Here is a 12482-nt window from a genome sequence, read left to right as displayed (position 1 = left end):
TTCTTCCGCGGAAAGGGATTGGGGCAGGTTGAGGAAAGGTGCGTCGTCGTGAGGGCGGCGCACCGGTGACGGGTATCAGTGGTTCAGCGACGCGGCCTCTTGCAGGCTGAGCGAGCGCGTTTCGGGCGCCAGCGCGAGCGATGCGATCAGCCCGACGAAGGAGACGGCGGCCGCTGCGTACATGGTGTTGCCGATGCCGACGGTCTGCAGCGCGATCGGTACGAGCCAGGTGCCGACCGCCGCGCCGATGCGTGACAGCGATGCGCCCATGCCGACCGCGAATGCGCGGATGTCGGTCGGGAAGATTTCATTCGGGTACACGAGCTGCAGCACCTGCGCGCCGCCGATCAGCACCGCATACGCACCGAACAGCACGAGGATCAGCACCGCCGAGCCGCCGGAGCAGGCGCCGAGCGCCAGCAGTGCGAGGCCCGACCAGAGGAAGCTGTGGATCACCATCGCGCGGCGGCCGAGTTCGTTGATGATCCACGTCGCGATGATGCAGCCGACCACGAACAGCAACGTGATGGCCACGGAGCCGAGCGATTCCCACTTGCCGGTCAGGTGCAGCGCTTCGAGCACGCGCGGCGCGAACGAGTAGACGGCGAACACCGGAATCACCGAGCAGCTCCAGAACACCGACACGAACAGCATCCGCTTGCCGTAGCCCGAGTGCAGCAGCGCCCACAGCGAGATCTTCTTTTCGGTTGGTTCTTCCGGCAGGTTCTTCACGGAGAACGACGGGCCGTAGACTTTTCGGATCACGTCGTCGGCTTCCGCAACGCGGCCTTTGCTGAGCAGCCAGCGCGGCGATTCGGGCGTGCCGATGCGCACGACGAACAGCGCGAGACCGATCACGGCCGGGCTGGCCAGCACCCAGCGCCACGCATCGGGGCCGCCGCTGCCGAGGATGATGTTGCCGACGATGTACGCGAGCGCCGCACCGAAGAACCAGATGATGGTCAGCATCGCGAGACGCGGTCCGCGATACTTGCGCGGCATGAACTCGACGAGCAGCGAGCCGGCGACGGGATATTCGATGCCCACGCCGATGCCGATCAGGAAGCGCAGCACGAACAGCGCTTCGCCGGACTGGACCCATAGCTGCGCGAGCGAGCAGACGAAGAAGATCACCGGGCCGAAGAGGTAGGGCTTCTGCCGCCCGAGACGGTCGCTCAGCCAGCCGCCGATGAAGCCGCCGAAGAAAATGCCGATCAGCGCGGACGCGGCGACCATGCCTTGCCAGAAGCCGGTCAGGCCGAGTGCGTCGGAAAACTGCACCATCGCGACGCCGATGATGCTCAGCACGTAGCCGTCCATTAGCCAGCCGCCGCCCGAGCGGACCGTGAGCAACTGGTGAAATCCATTGAGCGGAACATCCTCGATGGAAACGTGATGCGTTGACATTGCCTGTCTCCTTCCATGAAATTGCGCACGGAACACCGTCGCGTGATCAATTGATATGGTCTACTAAGCGTGATGCATGAATCGATGTCGTTGTCAGGGTGCTTCCTGGCGCGGTTACGCTCGTCGCGTCCCGGTCAGCTTTCGAGTCCCGCCTTGCGTTGTCCCCACCAGAGCGTCGAGTTGACGCCGATCGACAGGAACGGCTCCGGCGGGGTGCGGTTCGGTCCCGATGTTTCCAGCAGAAAGTCGACCAGGTCGCTGCGCTTGCCGGCCAGCCAGTCGGCGAGCAGCGTGCCCGTCACGGTGCCGCGCGTGATGCCGAGGCCGTTGCAGCACAGCGCGCCGTAGACGTTCGGCGCAAGCTGCCCGAAGAATCCCTTGTGGTTCTGCGACAGCGCCAGCGAACCGCTCCACGTGTACTCGAACTCGACGTCCGGCAGCATCGGGAAGCGTCGCTCGAACGACAGCCGGTGCCGGTCGGCGAAACGCGGCAGGTACTTTTCGCGCGGGCGGCCGTCGGGGTTGAAGCTGAAGCTGTTGCGCACCAGGATGCGGTTGTCGTGCGTGCGGCGCAGCGTGCTGCCGAACGGGTCGGCCGGAATCACGCCCCAGAACGGCTTGCCGCCCAGTTGCGCCTGTTCGGCGCCGGTCAGCGGCCGCGTCAGGCTCGCATACAGGAAGACCGGCAGCATCGTGTGCTGCAGGAAGCCGAAGCGCATGCCGAACGCGTTGTTCGCGAGCACCAGCTTGTCGACCGTGACCCGGCCGTGGCGGTGCGCGAGCACGATCCTGTCGCCGTACTCGACGTCGGTGATCGGCGTGTGCTCGTACAGCGTCACGTTCGGCGGCAGGCAGTCGGCCAGCCCCTTCACGAGCGCCGACGGCTGGATCAGCACGGTGCCCGGCGTGAACAGCGCCTTCCGGTAGAACGACGTGCCGATATGCGCGGGCAGATCCTTGCCCTCGATCATCTCGTACGGCTGGCCGAGCTTGTCGAGACCTCGGCGGTATGCGTCGAGCACGGCGATGCCGCGCGCTTCCACGGCCGCCTGGTATTTCCCGGACGCGCTCATCGCGCAATCGATACCGTGCTCGGCGACGAGCCGGCGCAGGATCGTCTGGCCGAGCACGTTCAGCTTCAGCGTCGTCCGGGCGGTGGGGATGTCGCCGATGTAGTCGTCGGCACCGATATCGTGCGGCAGGTCGATCGCGAAACCGGCGTTGCGCCCCGAGGTGCCGAAGCCGACTTCCTGTGCATCGACCAGGACGATCTCGTCATCCGGAAAATTCAGCGCGAGCTGCCGCGCGGCGGCCAGGCCGGTGAAACCCGCACCGACGACGGCCCAGCGCGCGCTGGATTCCCCGCGGTGCGACGGCCTGGGCTGCCGCTGCCGGCTGGTGTGGTACCAGCCGCACATCTTGTCGTCGGCGGGAAGCGATGTGACCTTATGCATTCCTAAATCCAATATCGGTAAAGAGTCCTGATCGATGGCGTGTTGAGGCGGCGCACGTGAAAGCGTGCGCCGTCTGGTGCGGCCGTTAAAACTGGATGGGTACGTCGAGGCCCTCCGGGATCACGTACTCGGCCATGCGGCGGCGCGACAGCTCCATGTGGCTGCGGACCAGCTCGCCGGCGCGCTGCGCGTCGCGCTGCGCAATTGCTTCGATGATCTCGTCGTGCTGCTTGACTGCCGTTTCCAGGTCCTGCTGCATGTCGCTCGTCGCGGGCGAGCGATAGAAGATCTTGCCGAGGCGGGCGTGATCGATCAGCACGCGGCGCAGGCTCGGCATCAGGTAGGCGTTGCGCGCGATCCGGCCGATTTCGAAGTGGAACGCGTCGTTCTGCAGCACGCGCGCCTGCAGGTCGTTCTCCTCGATCGCGGCGCGAAACTGCGCCTGGATCGCCTTCAGCCGCTCCACTTCTTCCGCCGTCGCGTGGCTTGCGGCCAGCTGGGTCGTCGCGACGTAGATCAGCGGCGCAGCCAGGAAAAAGCTGCGCAGCGACTGATAACCCATCGGCGACACGCGGGCCGGGCGGTTCGGCTCGAGCTCGAGATAGCCTTCCGCCGCCATCTGGCGCATCAGTTCGCGCACCGGCGGGCGCGAGAGCCCGAATTCCTCGCTGAGCGCGAGCTCGTCGACGACGGCGCCCGGCGCGAGCTCCATGCTCACGATGCGTCGCCGCAGTGTCTCCGCCATTACGTTCTTGCGATCCGCCGATCCGCCGGATTCGGCATCCGGTGAGGCGGTCTGAAGCTTCTGTCTGGACATGATTTTATTGTCTACAAACTGTAGACACAGTTTAGGTTGAGAATAGACCAAGCAAAAATAAGGGTTTACACCTTGCCTCGCCGGGCGGACGAGGCCGGTGCGGGCGCGGCGAGGCGCGCCCGGACATGCGTAGCTTAAAGGGACGAAGCCGGGAGGGCCGAATGGCGGGCGTTGATGCGGTGCCGGCTCTGCGTGCGGGGCCGATTCAGGCAAGCCGGTGAAAGGGGGGCGACGGTCATGCGTCGTCGATGTGCCACGCTGCGCCGATTGCCGACAACGCGCGGCCGATCGTGTCGAGCATCGCGTCGCGCGTCGGCCCGAGCGTCGTGACCAGGAAGAAGCCGTCTTCGTCGGTCGACAGGCCGATCAGTGGCCAGTCGCCAGTGTCGCCACGGACTTCGAGCTGTCGTCGGTCGGGATCGATGTCGACGTCGTCATGCGCTTGCCGCAACGCATTCGCGATGGCATCGAATGCGTCGGCCGACGGGATCGTGTGGATGCGGTATTCGAAACTCATCTGCATGGGCCGGTGGGCGAGGCGGGCAGTCTAACGCGTGGCATCGCGCGACGTCCCGCAACGGCACTCCATCGGGCGCCCGTCGCAACGGGCGCCCGCCCGATCAGCGTTCGTTCCGCTTCTTGCTCAGTTCGATCGTCTCGAACAGTTCGTAGTCGGCGGTCGGGTGCTGGTCGGCGCCCGGCGCGTGGTAGTAGCGCATCGTGATCGTCGTGTGCCCGCCCGGCTTGCCCGGGTCGTGGTCGAACACCGCGATCCCGTAGCCGGTGCCCGTATCGCGGCGCGCGGACCAGATCGCATCCTCGAGCGCATCGGCCGGCGCGCGCACGAACGTATTCGGCGCCGTGCCCGGCACCGGTCGGTTCGGCTTCGTGAACACCTTCGCCCGCGCGAAGCCGGTCGCCGGGTTCTCGCCATACACGTCGAGCGGCGCGCTGGTGCCGCCGCCGCCGAGGATCAGGTGGATCGTGCCGTGGCTCGTGTCGAACGTCGTGCGGTCCGGGTCGTTCGAGCCGACCGGACGCGGCTGCAGCGTCTCGACGACTTCGCCGGTCGTCGCATCGACACCCGCGCGGTGATTGCAGCCGCGCACCGGGTAGCTGCGCTCGTAGTCGTGATCGTGGCCGCACAGCACGAGGTCGACGCCGTAGCGATCGAACAGCGGCAGCCATGCTTCGCGAATGCCTTTGTCGGAACCGTTGCCCGTCTTCGACGAGCTGAGCGCGTCCTGGTGCATCTGCACGACGATCCAGTCGATGTCGTCGTCATGCGCGGCATGACGCAGCGTGTGTTCGAGCCAGCGCGTCTGCTCGCCGTTGCTGTAGCCGCGCACGTAGAACGACGTGCCGGGCTCGATCGGCGGGTGGCCCGTGCTCGCGGCCGGCACGAGCGGTGCGGGGCCGCCGACGAACGCGGCGGCGTCCTGGTACACGACATCGTCCGCGTCGAGCGAGACGAACAGCACCGAGCTCACGCGGAAGCTGTACCAGCGGCCCTGGAAGCGCGTGCCGTTCTCCGGCAGCGTATAGCGCGCGAGATACGAGTCGAGCCCCTGCGGGCCGTTGTTGAACTCGATCTCGTGATTGCCCGGGCACGGCATCCACGGACGATTGGCGGCCGACGTCTGGTTGTTGTTGCCGAAATCGCGCCACACCTCGGGCTGGTGCGCAGGGTTCAGGTTCGCGTAGCAGAGGTCGCCGTTCAGCAGGTGGAACAGCGGCTGGAATTGCTCGACAGCCTGCACCGCGAAGCGGCTCTGCGGCGACGACAGCACCCACGCGCCGTTCGGCGTCGCGAGATCGCCGTAGCTCGTGAAGCGGAACGGCGCGCGGCCGCGCGGCGCGGTCGAGAAATTCGCGGAGAACGGCTGCGCGGCGTTGCTGTCGTTGTCGGCCGTGATCTCGTAGCGGTAGCGCGTATTCGGCTTCAGCCCGTGCACGCGCGCGTGGTACGCGAATACCGTCTCGCCGTTCAGGCCGTCGGTGTACAGGCGCTGGACGCCGTACACGGTGCGCGCCGGCTCGCCGTCGGCGACGATGCGCGCACGCGGATTGACGGCCGGCGCGAGCGAGGCCCACGAGATCACGACTTCCGACGTCGGGTCGTTGCCCCACGTCAGGTGCACCTGTTCGGGCGTGCCGTCCGGGTTCGACGCGGCGGCCCGGGCTGCCGCGAGGCCACCGGCGGCGGTGGCGAGGCCGGATACGCCGGCAAGTTTCAGGAAGCCGCGACGCGACACGGACGCGGCCGGCTCGTTCGGCTGGATCGGGGAGTTGTCCTGGTTCGACATGGTCGGTGTTTTCGTGGGTGGAGACGCGAGATGTGGAACCGCCTGGCCATGCGCGAGCGCGGCCAGTGCGTGAGCTGGAAACGAGCGGGATCCCGGTGCGAGACATTGTCGAAGGGCAGTTTTGCCGGGTTGTGACAGCAGGGCAACCCCGCGCGCGTGTCGGCGACTGTCCGCGTGTGCACATCACGGCATCCGGCCCGTGCCGGCGCGCATCCGGTCCGACCGAAATTTATTTGCAGACTCCGCGACGGATTCCGTTCGCCCGCGCCGTTTAACGCATGAACGGCCGCTTCCGGTCGATATCCGCTACTTCGGAGTCTTGCATGAAGCTTTCCATTCCATTGCGGTTCGCAGCGGCATGCGTGGCCGCGCTGGCTGCGTCGGCCGCCTTCGCGCAGGCGGTCATCGTCGCGCCTTACGCGCCGCCGGCGCCTCGCGTCGAAGTGATGCCGGCGCCGCGCGCGGGCTACGTGTGGGACCAGGGCCACTGGCACTGGCGGCAGGGCCGCTACGTGTGGATTCCGGGCCACTGGCAAGTGGTGCGCGTCGGCTATCACTGGGTGCCGGGCCACTGGGCCGCGCGCGGCCCGGCCTGGCGCTGGGTGCCCGGTCACTGGGCCTGATGCGCATGCCGCCGCACGGCACGCGATGCCGGCGCGGCGGCGCTTTCCCGCAACGTCATGAGGCGCAGCAGCCATGCCTTTTCGAACCGTGGTGATACTCGCGGCCGCAGTTGTCGTGCTGGCCGGCTGTGTCGTGGTGCCGGCGCGTCCGGTCTATTACCGGCCCGCGCCGGTCGTCGTATATTGAGCACGCCGGCCGCCGCTCGCGCAAACGGGCGGCCGGCACCCGATCGACCCGATCGCCATGCAGCCTGAAACGGATGCCGATGAAACGGACCTTGCCGAGGCCGTGCGCGATGCGCGCGGCGATCCCGAACCGCCACTGGGGCGGGGCCGGGTAATGGCGCGGCGCATGCAAGGAGAGCACGACGATGAGCTTGAGTCTGCCGGCGGGCGCATCAACGATCGCGCCGCGGCACAGACGCACGATGCGCTGGAGCGCCCCGCGTTGAGCGACGGCGATCCGGACGCGGCCCTGGTCGCACGGGTCGGCGCGCGCGACGCGTCGGCCGTGCGCATGCTCGTCGCGCGCAAGCTGCCGCGGCTGCTCGCACTCGCGACGCGCATGCTCGGCGACCGCACGGAAGCCGAGGACGTCGCACAGGAGACGTTCTTGCGGATCTGGAAACAGGCGCCGGGCTGGCGCGAAGGCGAGGCACGGTTCGACACGTGGCTGCATCGCGTCGTGCTGAATCTGTGCTACGACCGCTTGCGCGGCCGCCGCGAGGAACCGGTCGACGTGTTGCCCGACGTGCCCGATCCGCAACCGGAGCCGGCCACCCGTGCGGAGACCCGCTCGCGCGACGCGCGCGTGCGGCAGGCGCTCGCGGCGTTGCCGGCGCGGCAGCGCGAAGCGCTCGTGCTCCAGTACTATCAGGAAATGTCGAACGTGGAGGCGGCCAACCTGATGGGCATTACCGTCGACGCGCTGGAAAGCCTGCTTGCACGTGCGCGGCGAAACTTGCGCGCGCAACTGGCGGGCGACTCACCGAGCGAGGACATCCGATGACACCCGAACGATTTCGTACCATCGTCGCCGCGTACGGCTCGGATGCGCGGCGCTGGCCGGATGGCGAGCGCGCGGCCGCCGAGGCATGGGCGCGCGCGCATCCGGGCGACGCATTGGCCGCGCTGGACGATGCCGCCGAACTCGATGCGTGGCTCGCCAACGATACGGTCGCACCGCCCGCGCCGGCGCTCGTCGAGCGTATCGTCGCGACGGCACCCGCGGCGCGGCGCGCGCGGCGGCGGCGGGGCGCCGTGTGGTGGTCGGGCGCGGCATTCGCGGGCGTGGGCCTGGCCGGTGCGCTCGCGGGTGCGGTGGCCGTGTCGATGCTGATGCTCGGCAGCGTGCCGCCTGCGCATGAGCCGGGCTATCTGACAACGACGTTCGGTGGGCCGAGCGTGGACTGGAGTGATGAATGAGTGAGCGTGGCTGGAAATTCGTCCTCGTCGGGTCGGTCGTGCTGAACGTATTCATGCTCGGCGCGATCGGCGGCGGTGCGTATCAGTGGTTTTCGACGCATCGCGACCTGCGGGCCGCGGGCGCACCGGCGTCGCACACCGCATTGCGTTTCGCCGCGGACGAATTGCCGGACGCGCGCCAGCAGGAATTCGTGGCGGCGCTGAAGGCGGCGCGCAAGGACGGCCGCGATTTCGCGCGGGAAGGGCGCGACGACCGGATCACCGTACTGGACCTGCTCGCCGCGCCGCAACTCGATCGCACGGCGATCGACGCGGCGCTCGACCGCACGCGTGCGGCCGATACGGCGCTGCGTGCGCAGGTCGAGCGCCGCGTCGTCGATTTCGCGGCGACGCTGACGCCGGACGAGCGCGCGAAGTTCGTCGACGGGTTGCGGCGCAGCGGGAACTGGCGGCTGCCGGCGAAGTGGCAGAAGAAGCAGGACGACGCAGCGAGCAAGTAAGCCAACGCCGCACGGGCAACGTGCGGCGGCGTGCCTTTTCGGTGATGCGCAACGCGTACGCCGAAGGTGGGTCGGCAATGCTTGCAGGCTGAGCTTCGACAAAGGATCGCAAGGAGCAGCTTCGACTTCGCTACGCGGCGCGCCCGTTCAGCGCGCCAGCATCCACGCGGAGATCGCGTCGACCACACCGCTCTCAAGGCCATTGAAGCCGTGATAAGCAAAGGCTTCGCACGGGTCGCCCCGGGACGTGCCGCCCGACACGATCATCAGTTCGGCTTTCGGAGACTGCTCCAGCTTCTTCAGCAGCGTATCCGTTTCGGACACCGGACAATGTTTGCAGCCGTCATTCTGGTGATGAACGATGAGCACCGGAATCGTGAGACTGGCAAGGTTCATGTCCGTAACCGCGGTACCGCCTTGCTCTTCGCGGAGGATGGTGGACGTCAGCACGAGACCGTCGGGCCCGCCGCCGCCGGCCAGCGCAATCGCAATGGCGGCGGCGGACTGGGTGCCGCGGCTCGTCCCGACCAGCCAGACCGGTACATGGAGTTGCTCCTTCAACCACGCAATCACGGCGCGTGCGTCGTCGGCGTGTTCCTTCGACAGTCGAAAGCCATTGAGGTAGGGCGCGGATTGCCGGTCGCTCGGTGCATCGATGACCGCGACGGCGATGCCGTCATTCACGAACAGCTGCCGGGTGCGGACGAGAAAGTTGCCTGCGCCCCATCCGAACTGTCCGGACGGTTCCAGTTGCAGCCCGCCATGTCCGCCGGCATAGAGAATGGCCGCTGCCTTGGGTGCGTCGGGTGCGATGAAGAGAATCCGTTGAGTCACGCCGGGGCGCGTCGGGATGTCGACGACCTTGGGCGCATTCTGCGCATGGGCCGGATAGCCGGGCAGCGTCAGCGCGATGGCAAGCAGCCACGCACGGATCCAGTGCGAGTGCGGACGCATCGAACCGACGCAACGAAACCGCGCACGCAAGCTGACGGGAAGAGTGGGCATCGTAGTGGTCGCTGGGTCGGGACGGCAAAACGCCGTGACGCGGGGGCGATACCTTTCATTGAGTCTAGGTGGCTTTCCGGGAACGGCAAGCGTCCGGGTGGGGCGGTCGGCGAGCCTTCCGCTGAGATCGAGGCCGGTCAGGCAAGTGAAAGCCGGCTAACCGAATGTCGAAACAGGCCCGTCCTTCGCAGGGACGCGGGACCCCGATACGGCCGCTGAGCGACCCACCGATTCGCGACTTTGATCAGCCGAATCCGCGACCGGCATTCGAGCGGCAACACGCACGCATCCAAGGCCGCGCGACGCACCGGAAATATTCGTCTCCCCAGCGACGGATTTCCCGCCGACCCACGTTAAACACGGGTACGCATCGCGAGAGCCCTGTCATGGACCACCCGAACGACATCACACCGGCCGCCATCGCGCTGAACCGTTTCGGTCTCGGCGCGCGGGCCGACGAAGCGCCGCCGGCGAACCCGAAGGCAGCGCTCGTCGCACAATTCGACCGTTACGACGCGCGGCCGGCCGCATGGGCCGGCGAGCCCGACGCGGTCACGCTCGCGACACGCTTCGCGAACGCACGCAATGCGATGACGGCCAACGATCCGGCGACGAAGCGCGCGACCGAGCAGTCGATCCGGCGCGACGGCAACGACACGTATCGCAGCGCGGTCGTCGCGCGGATGAACAGTGCGCTGAATACGCCCGCACCGTTCGTCGAGCGTCTCGTGCATTTCTGGGCGAACCATTTCGCGGTATCGGTCGACAAGGGACCGGTGGCGGCCTACGCGGGTGCGTTCGAACGCGACGCGATCCGCCCGCACGTGCTCGGCCGTTTCGAGGACATGCTGGTCGCCGTCGAACAGCATCCGGCGATGCAGCTTTTCCTCGACCAGGCGCGCTCGGTCGGCCCCGACAGCCCGGCCGCGCTGCGTGCCGAAGCACGCAATCCGTCGGCCAGGCGCGGGCTCAACGAGAATCTCGCGCGCGAAATCATGGAACTGCACACGCTCGGCGTACGCACGGGATACACGCAGGCCGACGTGACGGAATTCGCGCGTGCGCTGACCGGCTGGAGCATCGCCGGCGGACGCGGCCCGCAGCCCGGCGATGCGGCGCCCGGCGCGTTCGTGTTTCGCCCGAAACTGCACGAGCCCGGCGTGCGTACCGTGATGGGCCGCAGCTACGACCAGCCCGGTGAAGCGCAGGCGCGCGCGATCCTGCACGACCTCGCGCATGCGGAGGCGACCGGCCGGCACATCGCGTTCCAGCTGGCCCGTCATTTCGTCGCCGACAATCCGCCGCCCGCGCTGACCGACCGGCTGGCCCGCGCGTTCGACGCGAGCGGCGGCGATTTGCCGACCGTCTATCGCGCGCTCGTCGATTCGACGGATGCATGGTCGCCGGTCAACCGCAAGTTCAAGACGCCGTGGGAGTGGGCCGTGTCGGCGCTGCGCGGGCTCGGCTGGCGCGAAACGGGCGACCTGAAGGCCGCGCCGCTGCTCGCGCAGCTCGGCCAGCCGGTGTGGCGGCCCGGCTCGCCGGCCGGTTACGACGACGTGGCCGCGAGCTGGGCCGCGCCCGACGCACTCGTGCGCCGCGTCGAGCTCGCGCAGCGGCTGGCCGCGCGCACGGGCGACCGGCTCGACCCGCGCACGCTCGGCAACACGCTGCTCGCCGGTTCGTTGAGCGCGCCGACGGCGACCGCGCTGTCGCGCGCCGAAAGCGCGACCACGTCGCTCGCGCTGTTGCTCGTCTCACCCGATTTCCAACGGAGATGACCATGTCACTGTCCCGCCGACAATTCCTGAGCGTGGCCGCCGCCGGCGCAGGCGCGATCCTCGTCGCACCGCGGATCGTGTTCGCGAACGTCGAGACCGATCGGCGCTTCGTGTTCGTGATCCAGCGCGGCGCGGCCGACGGCCTGAACATCGTCGTCCCGTATGCCGAGCCCGCGTATGCGTCGCTGCGCGGCCCGCTGGCGATCGACACGTCGGCCGCGACGCGGCTCGACGGCACGTTCGCGCTGCATCCGTCGCTCGTGCAGACCGCGCAGTTGTACCGCGACGGGCAGGCGCTGTTCGTCCATGCAATTGCCTCGCCGTATCGCGACCGCTCGCATTTCGACGGGCAGAACGTGCTCGAGACGGGCGGCCGCGCGCCGTACCAGGTGAAGGACGGCTGGCTGAACCGGCTCGCCGCGCTGCTGCCGGCCACGCGCGAAAGTGCGATCGCGTTCGCGCCGACCGTGCCGCTCGCGTTGCGCGGCACCGTGCAGGCCGCGTCGTACGCGCCGTCCGGTTTGCCGGCCGCGCCGGACGACCTGCTCGCGCGCGTGTCGGCGCTCTACGAGGCCGATGCGCAGCTCGGCCCGTTGTGGCAGTCGGCGATGGACGCGCGCGGCCTCGCCGGCGATGCGCATGCGCGACAGGATCCGGCGGGCGTCGGCAAGCTCGCCGCGACGTTCCTCGCGCGCGACGACGGCCCGCGCATCGCGATGATCGAGACGGGCGGCTGGGACACGCACAGCGCGCAGAACGCACGGCTCGCGAATCAGCTGAAAGCGCTCGACACGATGCTCGCCGCGTTGCGCGACGGCCTCGGGCCCGCGTGGCAGCAGACCACGGTGCTGGTCGCTACCGAGTTCGGCCGCACGGCGGCCGCGAACGGCACGGGCGGCACCGATCACGGGCAGGCATCCGTCGCGATGCTGGCGGGCGGCGCGGTCGCGGGCGGCCGCGTGATCGCCGACTGGCCGGGGTTGCGACCGGGCGACCTGTACGAAGGGCGCGACCTGAAACCGACCGCGTCGCTCGACGCGCTGATCTCGGGCGCCGCCGCCGACAGCCTGCGGCTCGATCCGCGCCGTACCGCGTCCGCGCTGTTTGCGGAAAGCGGTGCGACGCGGCCGATGAGCGGGCTGATTCGCGGAACCGCGTGACGCA

The 12482-nt window shown here is 68.5% G+C and carries 12 protein-coding genes; 6 read left to right on the top strand and 6 right to left on the bottom strand.

Annotated features, from left to right (window positions below; translation table 11 throughout):
• Positions 1-75 precede the first annotated feature (75 nt).
• The 5 genes from QZM35_RS06905 to QZM35_RS06885 all read right to left on the bottom strand — a co-directional run bounded on the left by QZM35_RS06905 (position 76) and on the right by QZM35_RS06885 (position 5984).
• Positions 76-1407 carry an MFS transporter gene (locus QZM35_RS06905; protein WP_089432798.1) on the bottom strand — a complete coding sequence of 444 codons (1332 nt, stop codon included), beginning with the start codon at positions 1405-1407 and terminating at the stop codon, positions 76-78.
• 134 nt (positions 1408-1541) lie between these two features.
• A complete protein-coding gene (locus QZM35_RS06900) occupies positions 1542-2861 on the bottom strand; it encodes an FAD-binding oxidoreductase (protein ID WP_089432797.1) in 1320 nt (439 codons plus the stop codon).
• A gap of 85 nt (positions 2862-2946) precedes the next feature.
• Positions 2947-3678: a GntR family transcriptional regulator gene (locus QZM35_RS06895; protein WP_089432796.1), complete on the bottom strand. Its 732-nt coding sequence runs from the start codon at positions 3676-3678 to the stop codon at positions 2947-2949.
• 235 nt (positions 3679-3913) lie between these two features.
• On the bottom strand, positions 3914-4195 hold the full coding sequence (locus QZM35_RS06890; RefSeq protein WP_256976901.1) for a hypothetical protein: 282 nt from the start codon (positions 4193-4195) through the stop codon (positions 3914-3916).
• A 103-nt stretch (positions 4196-4298) separates the two neighbouring features.
• Positions 4299-5984: a metallophosphoesterase family protein gene (locus QZM35_RS06885; RefSeq protein WP_301775642.1), complete on the bottom strand. Its 1686-nt coding sequence runs from the start codon at positions 5982-5984 to the stop codon at positions 4299-4301.
• A gap of 323 nt (positions 5985-6307) precedes the next feature.
• On the opposite strand from QZM35_RS06885, the gene QZM35_RS06880 reads away from it, so the two are divergent.
• From QZM35_RS06880 to QZM35_RS06865, 4 genes are all read left to right on the top strand, one after another.
• Positions 6308-6607 carry a YXWGXW repeat-containing protein gene (locus QZM35_RS06880; RefSeq protein ID WP_089427339.1) on the top strand — a complete coding sequence of 100 codons (300 nt, stop codon included), beginning with the start codon at positions 6308-6310 and terminating at the stop codon, positions 6605-6607.
• Between the two features lie 244 nt (positions 6608-6851).
• Complete coding sequence (locus tag QZM35_RS06875) at positions 6852-7616, top strand: RNA polymerase sigma factor (protein WP_301775641.1); 765 nt, start codon at positions 6852-6854, stop codon at positions 7614-7616.
• Entirely contained in the window at positions 7613-8032 is a 420-nt protein-coding gene (locus QZM35_RS06870; protein WP_089432792.1) for a hypothetical protein, read from the top strand. The genes QZM35_RS06875 and QZM35_RS06870 overlap by 4 nt, the downstream gene beginning before the upstream one ends.
• Positions 8029-8532 (top strand): periplasmic heavy metal sensor, encoded by a 504-nt coding sequence (locus QZM35_RS06865; RefSeq protein WP_089427342.1) that lies wholly within the window; start codon positions 8029-8031, stop codon positions 8530-8532. Before QZM35_RS06870 ends, QZM35_RS06865 begins: the two co-directional genes overlap by 4 nt.
• A 147-nt stretch (positions 8533-8679) precedes the next feature.
• On the opposite strand, the gene QZM35_RS06860 is transcribed toward QZM35_RS06865, so the two are convergent.
• Positions 8680-9537 (bottom strand): alpha/beta hydrolase, encoded by an 858-nt coding sequence (locus QZM35_RS06860; protein WP_301775640.1) that lies wholly within the window; start codon positions 9535-9537, stop codon positions 8680-8682.
• Between the two features lie 386 nt (positions 9538-9923).
• On the opposite strand from QZM35_RS06860, the gene QZM35_RS06855 reads away from it, so the two are divergent.
• A complete protein-coding gene (locus QZM35_RS06855; protein WP_089427344.1) occupies positions 9924-11318 on the top strand; it encodes a DUF1800 family protein in 1395 nt (464 codons plus the stop codon).
• On the top strand, positions 11315-12478 hold the full coding sequence (locus tag QZM35_RS06850; RefSeq protein WP_174972527.1) for a DUF1501 domain-containing protein: 1164 nt from the start codon (positions 11315-11317) through the stop codon (positions 12476-12478). The genes QZM35_RS06855 and QZM35_RS06850 overlap by 4 nt, the downstream gene beginning before the upstream one ends.
• The last annotated feature ends 4 nt before the right edge of the window (positions 12479-12482 follow it).

Origin of the sequence: Burkholderia sp. AU45274 (assembly GCF_030482505.1) — a bacterium.
In the GTDB taxonomy this organism is placed as follows: Bacteria; Pseudomonadota; Gammaproteobacteria; order Burkholderiales; family Burkholderiaceae; genus Burkholderia.
This window is presented reverse-complemented; position numbering and strand designations above follow the sequence as displayed.